The 16,223-nt window shown below is 38.7% G+C and carries 16 protein-coding genes; 13 read left to right on the forward strand and 3 right to left on the reverse strand.

Going from position 1 to position 16,223, the window contains the following annotated elements; all coding sequences use genetic code 11:
- The first annotated feature begins 35 nt into the window (after window positions 1-35).
- The 3 genes from glyA to AB3K24_RS04705 all read left to right on the forward strand — a co-directional run bounded on the left by glyA (window position 36) and on the right by AB3K24_RS04705 (window position 2,537).
- Complete coding sequence (gene glyA / locus AB3K24_RS04695; RefSeq protein WP_367974040.1) at window positions 36-1,268, forward strand: serine hydroxymethyltransferase; 1,233 nt, start codon at window positions 36-38, stop codon at window positions 1,266-1,268.
- A gap of 47 nt (window positions 1,269-1,315) precedes the next feature.
- Window positions 1,316-1,852: a 5-formyltetrahydrofolate cyclo-ligase gene (locus tag AB3K24_RS04700; RefSeq protein ID WP_367974041.1), complete on the forward strand. Its 537-nt coding sequence runs from the start codon at window positions 1,316-1,318 to the stop codon at window positions 1,850-1,852.
- Between the two features lie 172 nt (window positions 1,853-2,024).
- Window positions 2,025-2,537: a Crp/Fnr family transcriptional regulator gene (locus AB3K24_RS04705; RefSeq protein ID WP_367974042.1), complete on the forward strand. Its 513-nt coding sequence runs from the start codon at window positions 2,025-2,027 to the stop codon at window positions 2,535-2,537.
- 44 nt (window positions 2,538-2,581) lie between these two features.
- Here AB3K24_RS04705 and AB3K24_RS04710 read toward each other — a convergent pair whose 3' ends face one another.
- Window positions 2,582-2,881 carry a hypothetical protein gene (locus AB3K24_RS04710; RefSeq protein ID WP_367974043.1) on the reverse strand — a complete coding sequence of 100 codons (300 nt, stop codon included), beginning with the start codon at window positions 2,879-2,881 and terminating at the stop codon, window positions 2,582-2,584.
- Window positions 2,881-3,783 (reverse strand): N-acetylmuramoyl-L-alanine amidase, encoded by a 903-nt coding sequence (locus AB3K24_RS04715; RefSeq protein WP_367974044.1) that lies wholly within the window; start codon window positions 3,781-3,783, stop codon window positions 2,881-2,883. The genes AB3K24_RS04710 and AB3K24_RS04715 overlap by 1 nt, the downstream gene beginning before the upstream one ends.
- Before the next feature lie 148 nt (window positions 3,784-3,931).
- On the opposite strand from AB3K24_RS04715, the gene AB3K24_RS04720 reads away from it, so the two are divergent.
- Complete coding sequence (locus AB3K24_RS04720) at window positions 3,932-5,179, forward strand: acetate/propionate family kinase (protein ID WP_367974045.1); 1,248 nt, start codon at window positions 3,932-3,934, stop codon at window positions 5,177-5,179.
- A gap of 92 nt (window positions 5,180-5,271) precedes the next feature.
- Here AB3K24_RS04720 and AB3K24_RS04725 read toward each other — a convergent pair whose 3' ends face one another.
- On the reverse strand, window positions 5,272-6,210 hold the full coding sequence (locus tag AB3K24_RS04725; RefSeq protein ID WP_367974046.1) for a dihydroorotate oxidase: 939 nt from the start codon (window positions 6,208-6,210) through the stop codon (window positions 5,272-5,274).
- A gap of 103 nt (window positions 6,211-6,313) precedes the next feature.
- On the opposite strand from AB3K24_RS04725, the gene AB3K24_RS04730 reads away from it, so the two are divergent.
- From AB3K24_RS04730 to AB3K24_RS04770, 9 genes are all read left to right on the forward strand, one after another.
- Window positions 6,314-8,194: an ABC-F family ATP-binding cassette domain-containing protein gene (locus tag AB3K24_RS04730; RefSeq protein ID WP_367974047.1), complete on the forward strand. Its 1,881-nt coding sequence runs from the start codon at window positions 6,314-6,316 to the stop codon at window positions 8,192-8,194.
- 113 nt (window positions 8,195-8,307) lie between these two features.
- Entirely contained in the window at window positions 8,308-9,174 is an 867-nt protein-coding gene (gene dprA, locus AB3K24_RS04735) for a DNA-processing protein DprA (RefSeq protein ID WP_367974048.1), read from the forward strand.
- Window positions 9,175-9,214: 40 nt separating this feature from the next.
- Window positions 9,215-11,302: a type I DNA topoisomerase gene (gene topA, locus AB3K24_RS04740; protein ID WP_367974049.1), complete on the forward strand. Its 2,088-nt coding sequence runs from the start codon at window positions 9,215-9,217 to the stop codon at window positions 11,300-11,302.
- A gap of 274 nt (window positions 11,303-11,576) precedes the next feature.
- Window positions 11,577-12,011: a PTS sugar transporter subunit IIA gene (locus tag AB3K24_RS04745; RefSeq protein WP_367974050.1), complete on the forward strand. Its 435-nt coding sequence runs from the start codon at window positions 11,577-11,579 to the stop codon at window positions 12,009-12,011.
- A gap of 15 nt (window positions 12,012-12,026) precedes the next feature.
- Entirely contained in the window at window positions 12,027-12,521 is a 495-nt protein-coding gene (locus AB3K24_RS04750) for a PTS system mannose/fructose/N-acetylgalactosamine-transporter subunit IIB (protein ID WP_367974051.1), read from the forward strand.
- Window positions 12,522-12,545: 24 nt separating this feature from the next.
- The gene (locus tag AB3K24_RS04755) at window positions 12,546-13,406 is read left to right on the forward strand and encodes a PTS mannose/fructose/sorbose/N-acetylgalactosamine transporter subunit IIC (protein ID WP_367974052.1); all 861 of its coding nucleotides are present in this window, start codon (window positions 12,546-12,548) and stop codon (window positions 13,404-13,406) included.
- Window position 13,407: 1 nt separating this feature from the next.
- Window positions 13,408-14,262, forward strand: coding sequence for a PTS system mannose/fructose/sorbose family transporter subunit IID (locus AB3K24_RS04760; RefSeq protein WP_367974053.1), 855 nt, complete (start codon window positions 13,408-13,410; stop codon window positions 14,260-14,262).
- A gap of 24 nt (window positions 14,263-14,286) precedes the next feature.
- Window positions 14,287-14,589: a PTS sugar transporter gene (locus AB3K24_RS04765; protein ID WP_367974054.1), complete on the forward strand. Its 303-nt coding sequence runs from the start codon at window positions 14,287-14,289 to the stop codon at window positions 14,587-14,589.
- A 201-nt stretch (window positions 14,590-14,790) separates the two neighbouring features.
- A complete protein-coding gene (locus AB3K24_RS04770; RefSeq protein WP_367974055.1) occupies window positions 14,791-16,146 on the forward strand; it encodes an MATE family efflux transporter in 1,356 nt (451 codons plus the stop codon).
- Window positions 16,147-16,223 lie beyond the last annotated feature (77 nt).

The following is a 16,223-nucleotide window of genomic DNA, read 5'->3' on the forward strand; positions in this document are numbered from 1 at the left end:
TTATAATTAGGTTATTAACGTATTAGGAGAATAACATGTCATTTAAAGAGCACGATCCCGAAGTTTGGAGCGCCATTCAACAAGAAGGTGCGCGTCAAAACCGCACGATTGAATTAATTGCTTCAGAAAACTTTGCCTCACAAGGTGTTCGTGCAGCGCAAGGTTCGGTTTTAACAAATAAGTATGCTGAAGGCTATCCTTATAAGCGTTACTATGGTGGCACAGAGTATGTTGACATCGTGGAACAACTCGCTATTGATCGCTTAAAAGAACTCTTTGGCGCCGAATATGCCAATGTGCAGCCACATTCTGGTTCACAGGCCAATGCTGCTGCTTATATGGCATTTTTGAAGCCTGGCGACAAGATTTTGGGTATGAATTTAGATGCAGGTGGACACCTCACACATGGTGCTAAGGTGTCATTTTCTGGTAAAATGTATGATTCATATACTTATGGATTAGATTCCGAGACAGAACAACTTGATTATGAAGCCATTGCGAAACAGGCACGAGAAGTACAACCACAATTAATAGTTGCTGGTGCGTCTGCCTATTCACGTATCATTGACTTTACAAAATTTCGTGCAATTGCTGATGAAGTTGGCGCTTTCTTGATGGTTGATATGGCGCATATTGCAGGTCTTGTAGCCGCTGGATTACATCCCAACCCAGTCGGTATCGCTGATGTTGTGACGTCAACGACACACAAAACTTTACGAGGCCCACGTGGCGGTGTTATCTTATCACAAGAAAAATATGCTAAGAAAATTAATTCTGCTATTTTCCCTGGTTCACAGGGTGGCCCATTGGAACACGTGATAGCTGGAAAAGCAATTGCCTTTGGTGAAGCGCTACAACCTGAATTTAAGGTATACGCAGCACAAGTCATTAAAAATGCACAGGCAATGGCTGATGTTTTTAATCACACTGAAGACATTCGCGTTGTAGCAGGTGGCACAGATAACCATTTATTTAACTTAGATTTGACAAAAACTGGTTTGAACGGTAAACAAACACAAGAGTTGTTAGATACTGTTTCAATTACGACTAACAAAGAGGCGCTACCAAATGAGACATTGAGTCCATTTGTAACATCTGGTATTCGAATTGGTACGCCTGCAATGACGACACGCGGCTTTAACGAGGCTGATTCGCGACAAGTCGCCGACTTAATTGTGACAGCTATTCATAATTATGATGATCCAAAAGTACTAAAAGCAGTTAAAAAAGATGCTGAAATTTTAGCTATGACACATTTATTTGAATAAATAAATGACAAGTCGACTCAGGTCGGCTTTTTCTATTAGGAGCAAGTATGTTAGATAAAAAAACATTGCGTATCATGCAGAAGCAACGATTAGCTGATTATGTTGGCGCTCAGCGTGTGGATGAAGAAGTAATATTACGAGATTTGTTATTTCGCAGCAACCAGTGGCAGGCAGCTAAAATCATTGCTGTCGTATTGAGCACTGCTTCAGAAGTTAACACACAGCCAATTATCTCGCGTGCATGGGCAGAAAATAAACGGACAGTTGTGCCTAAAATTATTAATAAACAGATGATATTTGTTGAAATAACGGCTCATTCAACATTTTATGTAGGTCAAATGAACATTAAAGAACCAACAGACAGTACAATTTTTGCTATTAATTTGATTGATTTAGCAATTATTCCGGGGTTGGCATTTACTAGACAAGGGGAACGACTGGGTTTTGGTGCTGGTTACTATGATCGTTTTCTAGCAGTTTTTAATGGTGATACGGTTGCATTATCTTTGAACATACAACTTGTGACAACGTTGCCACTGGCAGCTCACGATCAAAAGGTCAGTCATATTTTGATTCAAAGTTGACAATCATATTAATGGCACTAACCATTAGAATGACGGCTACCTCGTCATTCTTCGTTTGAGACAATGCAATCGTGTGAAATCAAATTGTTTGACTTTTCACAATGCACTCTGTATACTTACTATTTGTAATAGGAATTAGAATACAATACGCATAGTATAAGGAGAACATATCATGATGACATGGCTTCGCAACTCACGAGTTGCAATGTGGATTTTAACAATTTTGCGTGTGTACCTTGGCTTTCAATGGACCTTGGACGGTTGGGCAAAAATAACTGCTAAAGGTGGTTTTGATGCTTCTGGTTTGATTATGGGGGCTATAAAAAATCCCGTTCTAACGCCAGATAAAACAAAAGCTTTTCCTTGGTATGATTTGTTTCTGCGTGTGACGACAAATGATGGTCAAAACACGTCAGTTTTTTCATTTCTTGTATCTTGGGGTGAGTTGCTGGTTGGTTTAGGGTTGATTTTTGGTACGCTGACATTGGCTGCAGCTTTTTTCGGACTAGTTATGAATTTTTCATATCTTGGCGCTGGTGTTGTATCAGTTAATCCAACGTTCATATTCATCGGGACAATTTTGTTGATTGGTGGCTACAATTCTGGTAAAATCGGGTTGGATTATTGGGTTACACCTTTCTTACGAGAGAAATTACCCTTTTTGAAAAACGATATTAAGGTTTAAAAAAAATGACATCATCCTTGTAAGAAGGAAGGTGTCATTTTTTGTTAATCAACTAATGGTAAAATATTGACAATAGAAATGCGGTCACTATCGTCATTTTTTAAACGTGAAATAATTTCGTTGTAACGCTGTTCTGATAGTGGTTCTTTTTTGTCGAAAGTTAGAATTTTATTGTCAATATGATTGCTCGTACTTGGATATTCTTCGATACGATAAATAATCAATAATTTTTTATAGGCAAATGGTTGGACAATCATACCATCCAAATGTTCTTCCACTTGCTCTGTTGTTTGAGTAGCAATGTTGTCTTCAAATGCCTGTTTTGTTTTCTTAAATAATGCCATTATTTCATCTCCGTATGCTGTTTAAAGTAAGTTTCTAATCCGTGAGTAATTAAGGTAGCAACTGCCATTTGGTATTTTTTCGTACGAATTTTTTTAAAGTTTTCAGGATTGTTGATGTAACCAAGCTCAAGCAATGTCGCGGGACGGGTTACCCGATCCAATACAACATATTGTGTACGATCAATCCCACGATTATTAATCGGTAGACTATTAAGTGCCTCGCTAAGAGCGGTAGCAAGTGCATGACTATTTTTATGATAATAGAATTGTGACACACCACTTGCAGTTGTCGCACCATCTTCATTACCTGCGTGATCAAAATGAATTGAAATTTGTGCATCTGCTTGATATTTTTCAGCTAAGCGTGGGATGTGTAGTAAAGGCACAAGAACGTCTTTGTCACGTGTCATGAATACACGGGCACCAGTCTTTTGCAAGGCTGTGCGCATATGTCGCGCTGTGCGTAGCGTATATGTTTTTTCAAAATACTTACCGTTGACAGATGAAGAGCCATTATCACCTGACAAACCATCGTATTTTTCTCCTGGCTTGCCACCATGTCCAGGGTCTAAAACAATTGTAGCTTCACTAATTGGTGTTGCTGTACGTAAAGTTTTTGATTCAGCCACCCAACCGGCTACCCAACCAATTTTTTCGTTATCTGCACGTCTTACTTTGTACCAACCACGAGTTTTTTTCAAAATAATGAGGTTAGTGCCACGCTTAAGAGCGGCCGTAGATTTGTATGTTCGCGCAGGTCCAGAACGAAACTGTACGTTATTGGGTTGTGTTGATATTTTATCTTTATTAACCAGTGAATAAACCATGCCAAATGTAGTAGTTAATACAAAGACAGTGATTATGACACCGATTAAATTGCTTAAGAGCCATTTTTTAATCATTAATATACCTGCGTGAGTAATTTTATATGCATAAATATTGTAACATATATCAACGTGTCCTTTATTTTCAAAAAATGTTACAATAATTCTATGACATAGCAAACGTCGTATGTTATGAATATACTTAAAAGGTAAAAAGGTAGACATAATGTCAAAAGTAATGGCGGTCAACGCCGGCAGTTCATCACTCAAATTTCAATTATTAGAGATGCCTGAAGAAAAGGTATTGATGCAGGGAATTATTGAGCGTATTGGACAAGAAAACGCTGTAATTTCAATCAAGTACGGCCAAAACATTGAGCCAAAACGTTTGATTGGTGCCGAAGAGGGACATATCACACTGACAAAAAACGGTGGTCAAAAATTCGAACACGACATGGCAATTAAAGATCATGATCAAGCGATTGACATCTTACTACAAAAGTTAACAGATCTTGGTATTGTTAAAGATTTTAATGAGATTACAGGCGTTGGTCATCGTGTTGTTGCCGGTGGTGAGTGGTTTAATCATTCTGTTGTTGTGACTGACGACGTTTTGACAAAAATTGACCGTTTGGCGGATTATGCACCATTACATAATCCTGCCAATGCTATGGGTATCCGTGCTTTCCAAAAATTGCTCCCGGATGCACTTTCTGTTGCGGTATTTGATACCTCTTTCCATCAAACAATGCCCGAAAAGAATTATCTTTATAGTATTCCTTATGAATTTTATGCACGCTATGGGGCCCGTAAATACGGTGCTCATGGCACATCACATCGATATGTGACAGAACGTGCGGCAAAAAAGTTAGGCATTCCGCTTGAAAAATTCAATGCTATTTCATTCCACTTAGGTGCAGGTGCTTCCGTTACTGCAATTAAAAATGGTAAATCATATGATACATCAATGGGATTCACGCCGTTAGCAGGTTTGACAATGGCGACACGTTCTGGAGATATTGATCCATCATTAGTTTACTATATTCAAGAGCGTGAAGGTTTGTCAAATGAAGAAATGTTGTCAGTATTAAACAAAAAATCTGGCTTGTTAGGTATATCAACGATTTCAAGTGACATGCGTGATTTGGAAGAAGTTCGAGAAACTAATAAACATGCTAAATTAGCACTGGATATGTTCTATGATCGTGTTATCCGTTATGCTGGGCAATACTTTGCTGAACTTGGTCGCGTCGATGCGGTTATCTTCACGGCTGGCATTGGTGAAAATGATGCACTAACACGTGCCAAGGTATTGGCGTCGTTGGCGTTTGCTGGCGTTAAAATAGATGATGCAGCAAACAATGTCCGTGGCAAAGAAGCTATTTTGACTACGGCAGACTCAACTGTCGCTGGCTTGTTGATTCCGACGAACGAAGAATTAATGATTGCTCGTGACGTGGAAGCCTTGCGTTAAAATTAATATCATTATAAAGTTTATTATTTTACAGTATATAATTTAAAAAAAGCGGGTGATATTTTAAAATATCACCCGCTTTTTTTATAGATTTATGATATGACTTTTAATTGACCACGCACGTCATCTAAAGAAGTATAGCCTTTTGCTGTAAGTATCTCGGTTAATTCTGTTTCTAACCGTTCAAAGACATTGATGCCTTCAATAGCGAGTTGTGAGCCAACTTCAACTAAATCAGCACCACACAAAATGTGATCGTATACATCACGGCCAGTTGTCACACCACCAGTGCCAATAATTTTAATGGTTGTATTTAATCTGTTACGGAGTGCGCGAACATTGGCTAATGCTGTTGCTTTGACTAATGTGCCACCAATGCCACCAAAACCGGCTTTAGGTTTAATAACGACCGTATCTGTGTTCTCATCAATGACTAAGCCATTACCAATAGAATTAATGGTGTTAACAAAAGCTAAGGGGAATTTATTTAGGACAGCAGCAATATCGTCAAAATGAACAATATCAAAATAAGGTGGTAATTTAACACCTAAAGGCTTTGTAAAGAAAGCAAAGGCCTCAGTTAATATTTGTTCTGTGGCTTCAAAATCATAACCGGTTTGCGGTTTACCAGGGACATTTGGGCATGACAAATTTAATTCAATGAGACCGTCAAAGTCGGCGTCTTGTAGTTGATGTAACATATCGATGTTTTCTTGCTTAGATAAGCCAGCAATTGAAAAGAAAATTGGCTTATCAGTTTTCTTGGCTGAGACATAGTTCATGTAATAGTCAAACCCTTCATTTGGCAAGCCCATTGAGTTAATAGTGCCTAAGCCATGATTCAATTCATAGTAACGTGGTGAGGGATTACCAGGACGTACTGCCGGTGTGGCAGATTTAGTGACAACAGAGCCAGTATATTTAGAGGTTAAGACGGTATCAAGTTCTGTCGTTGTTTGACACATGACACCAGCAGCATTGAGTAAAATATGATTAAAATGGTAATTTTGAATGTTGGCAGTTAGTTGCATAATTGGTCTCCTGTGACTTATGTAATTTCCTCGTGAAATGTTTATCTAAGTATAACAAAAAAATAACACGATAAAAAGGTCGAATGTTGGGTATAATAATAATATGAAACAATTTAGAGTAGACAATTTAAAAAGTACATATGGCGAGAAGTTGTTGTTTAACGATATCTCATTTTTAATTACAGAAGGTGACCGTATTGGTCTGATTGGTGTCAATGGATCAGGGAAAACATCCTTGCTCAATGCTATTTCTGGTGTCAATTTGGCAGATTCGGGTAAAATATTCAAACAAAATGATTATACCATTGGGTATTTAACACAAAATCCAGAATTAGATGATAATGCCTTAGTCATGGATGCGATTTTATCAGGCGATCAACCTGTTTTTAAAACGATTCGACAGTATCAATATGCATTGCAACAATTTGGTGAGCAGCCGACGAATAGTAGTATCGCACAAAAGTTTGAAGATGCACAAAATGCCATGGATCGCGACGAGGCATGGACAACAGAAGCGCAAATCAAATCGATTTTAACACAGTTACATATGCCTGATTTACAACGTCAAATTAGTGAACTATCGGGTGGCCAGCGGAAACGTGTCGGGTTAGCACAAATATTAATTGAAGCACCTGATTTATTGATTTTAGATGAACCAACGAACCATTTAGATTTTGATTCAATTGCGTGGTTAGAAAAATATCTTACCAATTACAAAGGTGCTGTATTAGCAGTAACACATGATCGCTACTTTTTGGATGCGGTGACCACGCGCATTTTTGAGTTGTCATTTGGTGACCTTTATGAGTATAAAGGCAATTATCAAGACTATATGATTGGTAAATCGCAACGTGTTGAGCAAAGTAAGGTGGCTGACCACAAGCAACAACAGCTTTATAAGCAAGAGTTGGCCTGGATGCGTAAGTCAGCACGTGCGCGTACAACGAAACAAACAGCACGTGAAAATGCTTTTTCTGAATTAGCGTCACAAATGGATAATTTGAAATTAGACGATGATGTTGCTGTGAATTTAGGTCAGCAACGTTTAGGTAAAAAAGTAATTGTTATTGAAGATGCCAGTATTAAGTTCGATGATAAAGTGATTTTTAAAAATTTCAATTTACGTATCGCAGCTGGGGATCGTATCGGAATCACCGGTGAGAATGGTGCCGGAAAGTCCACCTTTTTAAATGCAATTGCGGGTCGCTTACCAGTAACAAGTGGTGTCATTGAATTAGGTGAAACGGTCAAAATGGCCTATTATACGCAAAGTACAGAAGACATACCGGATGACAAGCGCGTCATTGCTTATTTATCAGATGTTGCTGAATCGGTGACAGATAAACATGGTAATCAGGTGAGTGTTTCTGAGCTGTTAGAGCAATTTTTGTTCCCACCGTTCATGCATGGTACATTGATACGTAAGTTGTCTGGTGGTGAAAAGCGCCGATTATATCTCCTAAAACTATTGTTACAACAGCCAAATGTCTTGTTATTAGATGAACCAACAAATGATTTAGATATTGGTACGTTAACTGTCTTAGAGGACTTTTTGTCAGGATTTTCTGGGGCGGTTATTACTGTCTCGCATGACCGTTACTTTTTAGATAAAGTTGCCAATCAGTTATACATGTTCCAAGGAAATGGTGTGGTTGAACGTTATGATGGCTTATTTAGTCAGTATCTGGCACAACATGCGGACGATCGACCAGTGACATCAGAAAAAAATTCTGTTGAAAAGTCCAAACCAGTGACGATACAAAAGAAAAAATTGACTTATAATGAGAAAAAAGAATGGGCCACTATTGAAGATGATATCGCAAAGTTGGAAAGTAGATTGGGCGACATACCAGATGACATGGCAAAAAATGGGACAGACTATGTTAAACTTGGTGATTTGCAAAAGGAATTAGATCAACTTGAAACGGTACTTGATGGCAAAATGACGCGTTGGGAATACTTAAGTGAAATTGTAGAAGGTTAGGTCTAATTTAATAGGTGAACACATAGGTAATTGTTGTAGTTCTGGTTAATGTTGGGTCAACTTTTTTGTGACAATAAGACTGCGACACCGTATCATTTTCTGAGGGAAACGATATGAACTTAAAACAGCAATTACTGGCTATTCATTTAACACAAGGCATCGGCATGACGACAGAGGCACGTATTATTGGCGCGATTAATGATAATTTGTTACCCATAATTTATCCTTGGCCGTTAGACTTAATATTGCAGATAACCAACCATAGCTATCATGATAGTATTCGTGCGACCTATGTGCATGCCTTGCAACGTGCGAGTAATTTCAAAGCACACTATATCACCTACTATGATCAAATTTATCCCCAGCGGTTACGAGAAATCTTTGAACCACCACTTGTCTTGTTTTATGAAGGGCAATTAGCTGCCTTAAATTTACCGAGTTTGTCAGTTGTTGGGACACGTTCAGCGACAGCTTATGGCTTGAAAAGTTTACGTCAATTGTTACCACCCGTCATTCAATCGGGCGCAGCGATAGTTTCAGGTTTGGCACAGGGAATAGATGTCATGGCTCACCAAATAACCTTTGCTACTAGCGGTGTCCCAATAGCTGTGATTGGGACAGGGACAGATATAGCTTATCCGAAACGCAATGCATCCTTGCAAAAGCAGATTGGACAACAAGGATTAATAATAAGTGAGTACGCACCTGGTGTGGGTCCACAACGATCTCACTTTCCTGCAAGAAATCGTATCATTGCTGGATTATCTTCAGCCACCTTAGTCATTGAAGCGAAAATAAAATCAGGTAGCTTAATTACAGCTAACATCGCTTTACAAAATAATCGTGAGGTGCTATCGGTACCAGGTTCTATTTTTTCAGAAGAATCACAAGGTACGAATGAATTGCTCAGTCTTGGGGCAAAATTAGTGACAAAACCACAAGATATTATAGAAAGTATCCAAATACTTGATATAATCTGATATGCTATATACTAAGAAGTAAATTATAAGGCATATTCTAATGGTTGAGACAAAAAATAAAACAACAAAATCAGTTACAAAGAAACCAGCAAAACGTAAGCGAGCTAAGGCTAAGAAAAATCTTGTTATTGTTGAAAGCCCGTCGAAGGCAAAAACAATCGAGAAATATCTTGGAAGCTCCTATAAGGTTGTTGCAAGTTTAGGGCATATCCGTGATTTGCCAAAGTCAACGTTGGGCGTTGATGTTGAACATGATTACGATCCAAAATATATTAACATCCGCGGTAAAGGGGATGTTATTAAAGGATTGCGTAAAGAGGCAAAAGCAGCAAAAAAAGTCTATCTTGCTAGCGATCCGGATCGTGAAGGAGAAGCCATTGCTTGGCACTTACAACATATTTTAGATTTGGATCCTGAAGAGCCTAATCGCGTAGTGTTTAATGAAATTACGAAAGATACGATAAAAAATGCTTTAAAAACCCCGCGTAAGATTAATCAAGATCTGGTTGATGCACAACAAGCGCGCCGTATTTTGGACCGCTTAGTCGGGTATTCAATTTCACCAATTTTATGGAAAACGGTCAAACGTGGGTTATCTGCGGGACGTGTACAATCAGTTGCATTGGGGTTGATTATAGCGCGTGAACGAAAAATTCAAGCATTTGAACCAGAGGAATATTGGACATTAGATTCTGAATTTAAGAAATCACGTTCAAAGTTTAAGTCGTCATTTTATGGCTTTGATGGCAAAAAACAACCTTTACCGGATAATGACAGTGTGCAAAATGTATTCAAGCGGATTGATCAAGCGGCTGATTTTAATATTATCAAAGTTGAAGCAAAGGAGCGAAAACGTAATCCACAACAACCTTTTACAACATCGACGATGCAACAAACTGCTAATACACAGTTAAATTTTCGGACGCGTAAAACGATGATGGCTGCCCAACAATTGTATGAAGGGGTTAATTTAGGCCGTGGCATTGGTCAAATTGGTTTGATTACCTATATGCGTACAGATTCAACACGTATTTCATCTCTTGCACGTAATGCAGCAGCGTTATATATTCATGATACTTGGGGAGAAGAATATTCTCAACATAAACCGATTCAAGGTAAATTGCCAGAAGGCGCGCAAGATGCGCACGAAGCTGTTCGTCCGACTGATGTCGCAAGAACGCCTGAAAGTATAAAGGATAAGTTAACCCCGGATCAATTTAAACTCTATTCGCTTATCTGGTCGCGTTTTGTGGCCAGTCAAATGACGCCTGAAATTTTGGACACTATGGCAGTGACCATTGAACAAAATGATGTTATTTTCCGAGCGAACGGTTCTAAAACTAAATTTCAAGGCTTTACTAAAGCATATCCAGCAGCCAAAGAAAAAGATAACGCCCTACCAGATTTGTCCGAAGGGGATAAAGTCAAGTTAATTAATACTAATCCAGAGCAACACTTCACATTACCACCTGCACGTTACTCTGAAGCGGCATTAATTAAAGCTTTGGAAGAAAATGGTGTGGGTCGACCGTCAACTTATGCACCAACATTGGATACAATCCAACGACGAAACTATGTTAGAATTGATGCGCGTAAATTTGTCCCCACTGAGTTAGGTGAAATTGTACAAACAATTGTTGAAGAGAGCTTTCCAGATATTACAGATACACATTTTACAGCTAGCATAGAACGTGAACTAGATGAAGTGGAAATAGGTGATAAGCACTGGGTACCGGTCATTGATTCGTTTTTTAAGCCGTTTTCAAAAGAGGTTGAACAAGCAGAAGCTACGTTAGAAAAAGTCATTATGCATGACGAACTTGCCGGTATGAATTGCGAAGTTTGCGGTGCACCAATGATTGTCAAGATGGGCCGTTATGGTAAGTTCTATGCTTGCTCACGATTCCCAGATTGTCGTAACACACAAACAATTATTAAAGAGATTGGGCTGTTATGTCCAAAATGCCACAAAGGGCAAATTGTTGAACGTAAAACGAAACGGCAACGCACATTTTATGGGTGTTCTCGTTATCCAGATTGTGACTTTGTGTCATGGGATAAGCCAACGGAAAAAACATTATCAGACGGTACGACGCCAAAAACAGATAAAAATGGCGTAACAGCGTAGTAAAATAGGTTGATTTGTCGTCAGTAATCAATAGATCAATTATTGTTAACAAAGCTTAGTTGTGAAGAAAAACCCGCCAAGTTTGTTAGATTTTTTCTAACAGACTTGGCGGGTTTTCTTAGAGGCACGAAGCTTTTTTTACTGTGGTTAAGGTGTTAGACATTATTTGAGGCACGTTATTGTTTTTTATTAAATAAAAGCGTAAAATAATAATTAAAGTTATGTAAGCGCTTACGTAAAAATGTTGCGAATTGTGTTAAAAAGGGAGGAAAAAATGAATGAACTTATTTTAGTCAGTCATGGCAGATTTTCAGAAGGGCTGAGAGATGCGCTTGGTATGTTTATTGGCGAGAATATGGCTTCAGTACACGCAATAGGACTTCAACCGGGCGAAGACACACACATTTTGGCGGCACGTTTTAAAAAGCTCATGTCTGAATTGCAGCCTGATGCGAAACTTATTGTACTAGGAGACATTATTGGCGGTAGTCCGCTAACTACCATAACCAATGTTTTGTACCAAGAAGGTATATTAGAAAAAGCAGTTGTCTTGGGCGGGATGAATTTTCCAATGGCATTGAATGCGGCAATTCTAAAAGATAGCCTCAAACAACAGGAATTCGTAGCAGCTGTGATGAAAGAAGCTGTATCAGCAGTGCAACAGTTTTCATTAGTTGAAAAATCAGATGAAAATGATGAAGATATTTAAAAGGGAGAGCAGATTATGAGCATTTCATTTGTACGTATTGATGATAGAATTATTCACGGGCAGACAGTCACACGTTGGGCGAAAGAATATCCATGTGACGGGTTAATCGCGGTAAATGATGCGGCAGCATCGAATCCAGTTCTAAAAGAGGCTTTTATAAGTGCTTCTGAAAAAAAGACGTTTGTTTGGACGTTGGCACATTTTAAGGAAAAAGAAGCGCAAGTTTTGGCATCTAAGCGACAATATTTTCTGATCACTAAAACACCGCAGGATATGAAAACAATTCTTGTTGACTTTGGATTTGTACCAGGAGATGTTAAAAAAGTTATTGTTGGACCGGCTAATGATCGACCTCATGCGGTTAAACTAGGAAATAATCAATCTATTCTTCCTGAAGAGGCAGTAGCTTTCGAAGCTATTCAAGCGCAAGGTTATCAAGTTAAATTCCAATTATTACCGGATGTGTCAATTGGTTATTGGAATGATTTCAAGGGAAAATTTGATTTGTAATTTTATATAAAAGAGGTGAGAGAGATGACAATTAGTTGGATACAAGCGAGTATCTTAGGCATATTTGCCAGTTTGTCCTCTATGCCAGGTATGGCAGGATCTACGATTGGTAATTATACGTTAGGACGCCCGTTAGTTGGTGGTTTAGTCTGTGGCCTTGTTCTGGGAGATCTGAAAACAGGTATTGCTGCTGGCGTAGCCATGCAGTTAGTATACATTGCATTAGTAACGCCAGGTGGTACGGTTTCAGCCGACTTGCGCGCGGTATCATATATTGGGATACCGCTTGCTATGGTGGCTATTCACTCGCAAGGTTTAGCGGCAACATCTGCTAATGCCGCAGATTTAGCCAAGTCAATGGGGACATTGGTTGGCACTGTTGGGACAGTATTGTTCTATGGTACTGCAACGATGAATTTGGTTTGGCAACATATAGGTTGGCGTGCGGTTGAAAAAGGTGATTTTAAAAAATTGTACGCAGTTGATTGGGGTTATCCTTGGATTTCGCATTTGTTCTTCTCTTTTATTCCAACAGTCTTAATGACGCATTTTGGTTCGAGTGCTGTTCATGCACTTAGGACAGCGCTGCCTATGGATGGGTTACCAATGAAAACATTATTTACTGTGGGTGCCTTACTACCCTGTGTTGGTATTGCCATTTTGTTGAAGCAAATCGTTGAAGGCCCAATTGATTTTATACCGTTCTTTGTTGGATTTACATTTGCGGCTTCACTAAAATTAAACTTAGTTTCAGTCACTGTCATATCACTTATTTTTGCAATGATTTTTTACAAGTTGGATATGGCAATTAGTACCAATCGACAGCCAATACCGAATGGTTCAAATGGCACAATAACTGACGATGAGGAAGAGGAGGATATTTAAAATGGCAAATACAGAAAAAAAGACACTTTCTCGTAAGACCCTAAATAAATCTTTTCATCACTGGTTTTATGGCCATTTGACAGTGTTCTCACAAGAACATATGCAGACATTTGGCTATTTAACATCTATGTTGCCCATCGTTGAGGAACTATATGATAGTAAAGAAGATCAAGAAAAGGCAATGAAGACCTATACGGCTTTTTTCAATACAGAACCGCAACTGGGGACTGTCATTGTTGGTGTTACTGCTAGTTTGGAAGAGGCACGAGCGAGTCAAGGAATTGGTGTGGGCGAAGTTGACGATACCACGATCAATGGGTTGCGTGCTGGACTTATGGGACCAATTGCAGGTATTGGTGATTCACTTGTTGTGGGTACATTAATTCCGGTTATCTTAGGTATTGCACTTGGCATGTCGTCAGGTGGTTCACCATTAGGGGCTATATTTTATATTATTGTCTGGAATTTACTCGGCTACTTCGGTATGCGATTTGCTTATTTCAAAGGCTATGAATTAGGTGATAAAGCGGTTGGTATTTTGATCGGTGCACAGGGAAAAGCAATTAGAAAAGCGATTGCGACAGTTGGCGGTATGGTTGTTGGTGGCGTTGCTGCAACCTGGGTAACGGTGAAAACGTCGTTTAGGCTAACAAATGGGTCTGGTAAATCTTACTTAGTGTTACAAAACCAACTGGATTCAGTTTATCCAGGCTTGCTGACAGCGTTGTTCATAGTGCTTTGCTGGTGGTTAATGGCTAAAAAAAATATTTCTCCTATCAAAGTCATGCTAATTTTGGTGGTTGTCGCATTCATCGGTGTATTAGTCGGCTTCTTTAATCCAGGATTGACATACTAGTTAATCATGCGTGAGGAGAGGACAATGACAATAAATACTGAAAATATAGAAAAAGGCTACCAAAACGAAATATTATTTCAAGAGCGTATGCTTCGTAATTTGCAGCATTGGCAATCGCTTTTTTCATTATTAGCGGGTATTGGTGTGTTGTTAATTTATTTTTTCAGAAATCAAAGCATTTGGTTTTTGGGTATCGGAATAGCGTTATGCGTGATTAGTATATTAGTTATAGTGATTGTGGGGTATGCAATTTATACTGGTAAGAAAAATGTCACGCAAGTCATTCAACGGTATGAAAAAATAGCAAAAAATACCACATCTAATTAATTCTATTTATAAGTAAAAAAAACTTCAGTTGACATGCCATCAAGGAAAACTGAAGTTTTTTGATGTTAAACGACTAAAACAAAAAATGATTTAATAACGGTGGTTTAATAAAAAATTAAGCCAAGTACTAGTCAAATAGATGTTATTCCGGTAAAATAAGTATTTAGTTTATGACGACTTATTTTGGAGATGTGATTAATTATGCGAGACTTAACTCAAGGTTCACCAGCTAAGCAAATTTTATTTTTTACCATACCGTTGGTTGTTGGTAATCTATTTCAGCAACTTTATAATTTTTCTGATACCGTTATTGTTGGACAAACATTAGGGGTTAAATCTTTGGCGGCTGTTGGTGCAACTGGTTCCATTATGTTTTTAATTTTGGGCTTTGTGCAAGGTTTTACGGCTGGTTTATCTATCATTACGGCACAACGTTATGGTGCTCGTGATATTGCTGGCGTGCGTAAAAGTATGGCCTCAACGTTAATTGTATCAACATTAACAACAATTGTTGTCACGATTCTTAGTTTACTAGCGGTTTATCCATTATTGAAAATTATGCAGACACCTGCGGAAATTTTTGATCAAGCGTTTATTTTTATTGCTATTATCTTAGCAGGACTTTTTGCCACCATGGGGTATAATGTCACAGCTAATTCGCTGCGCGCCATCGGAGATTCGCGATCGCCATTAGTCTACCTTATTGTTGGTATGATCGTGAACATTCTACTTGAATTATGGTTTATTATCGGGCTGAATTATGGCGTTGCTGGTGCTGCTATTGCAACCGTTATCGCACAGCTTGTATCAAGTATATTGAGTTTTTGGCATATTTATCGGTTTTCCCCTTTATTGCAAGTGAACCGTTCTGATTTGAAATGGGATGCGGCAGATATTAGAATTCACTTGCGTGCTGGATTGCCCATGGGCTTTCAAAGCTCAATAATTGCTATTGGCGCGTTAGTTTTGCAAGGCGCGCTTAACACATTAGGGACAGATGCAGTGGCCGCAACGACGGCTGCGCAACGTATTGATCAAGTTGCCACGCTACCATTAATGTCATTTGGGATTACAATGGCAACGTTTGCTGCCCAAAATTATGGTGCCCAACAATATGAACGCATTCTTGTTGGGGTGAAACAGGCGCTAATCATGAGCATGGGATTTGGCCTGTTCATGGGAATTTTAGAAATCGCCTTTGGTGATTTTGCGGTCATGTTGTTTGTGGGATCAGATCAGCATCGTGTGCTTGATTTAGCGCAACAATATTTCTGGGCTAATGGTGCTTTTTATTATATTTTATCAGCGTTATTCATTATTCGGTACGTGTTGCAAGGACTAAATGATTCCAAAACACCAACTTTTGCAGGTATTGCTGAATTGTTAATGCGTACGGTGGCTGCAATTACTTTGGTCGGTCCATTTGGCTTTTTTGGTGCTAGCTTGGCCAATGTACTGGCATGGAGTGGTTCACTAATTGTCATGATTCCGTCTTATCGACGCGTTGCCAAACGACTGCGAGAACAGCAAAAAAACAAAATTGATGAGCAATATTAGTTATGTGACATACGTTTCTCTAATCGACATGATGCATTATTTTTAATTTTATATATTTTCGAGATAAAGGATTGACA

Origin of the sequence: Leuconostoc aquikimchii, assembly GCF_040838325.1 — a bacterium.
Lineage (GTDB): Bacteria > Bacillota > Bacilli > Lactobacillales > Lactobacillaceae > Leuconostoc > Leuconostoc aquikimchii.

Excerpts from the sequence above, each read along its gene's own strand:
- glyA (WP_367974040.1), top strand. The coding sequence starts at position 36 with ATGTCATTTAAAGAGCACGATCCCGAAGTTTGGAGCGCCATTCAACAA.
- AB3K24_RS04700 (WP_367974041.1), top strand. The coding sequence starts at position 1,316 with ATGTTAGATAAAAAAACATTGCGTATCATGCAGAAGCAACGATTAGCT.
- AB3K24_RS04705 (WP_367974042.1), top strand. The coding sequence starts at position 2,025 with ATGATGACATGGCTTCGCAACTCACGAGTTGCAATGTGGATTTTAACA.
- AB3K24_RS04710 (WP_367974043.1), bottom strand. The coding sequence starts at position 2,881 with ATGGCATTATTTAAGAAAACAAAACAGGCATTTGAAGACAACATTGCT.
- AB3K24_RS04715 (WP_367974044.1), bottom strand. The coding sequence starts at position 3,783 with ATGATTAAAAAATGGCTCTTAAGCAATTTAATCGGTGTCATAATCACT.
- AB3K24_RS04720 (WP_367974045.1), top strand. The coding sequence starts at position 3,932 with ATGTCAAAAGTAATGGCGGTCAACGCCGGCAGTTCATCACTCAAATTT.
- AB3K24_RS04725 (WP_367974046.1), bottom strand. The coding sequence starts at position 6,210 with ATGCAACTAACTGCCAACATTCAAAATTACCATTTTAATCATATTTTA.
- AB3K24_RS04730 (WP_367974047.1), top strand. The coding sequence starts at position 6,314 with ATGAAACAATTTAGAGTAGACAATTTAAAAAGTACATATGGCGAGAAG.
- dprA (WP_367974048.1), top strand. The coding sequence starts at position 8,308 with ATGAACTTAAAACAGCAATTACTGGCTATTCATTTAACACAAGGCATC.
- topA (WP_367974049.1), top strand. The coding sequence starts at position 9,215 with ATGGTTGAGACAAAAAATAAAACAACAAAATCAGTTACAAAGAAACCA.
- AB3K24_RS04745 (WP_367974050.1), top strand. The coding sequence starts at position 11,577 with ATGAATGAACTTATTTTAGTCAGTCATGGCAGATTTTCAGAAGGGCTG.
- AB3K24_RS04750 (WP_367974051.1), top strand. The coding sequence starts at position 12,027 with ATGAGCATTTCATTTGTACGTATTGATGATAGAATTATTCACGGGCAG.
- AB3K24_RS04755 (WP_367974052.1), top strand. The coding sequence starts at position 12,546 with ATGACAATTAGTTGGATACAAGCGAGTATCTTAGGCATATTTGCCAGT.
- AB3K24_RS04760 (WP_367974053.1), top strand. The coding sequence starts at position 13,408 with ATGGCAAATACAGAAAAAAAGACACTTTCTCGTAAGACCCTAAATAAA.
- AB3K24_RS04765 (WP_367974054.1), top strand. The coding sequence starts at position 14,287 with ATGACAATAAATACTGAAAATATAGAAAAAGGCTACCAAAACGAAATA.
- AB3K24_RS04770 (WP_367974055.1), top strand. The coding sequence starts at position 14,791 with ATGCGAGACTTAACTCAAGGTTCACCAGCTAAGCAAATTTTATTTTTT.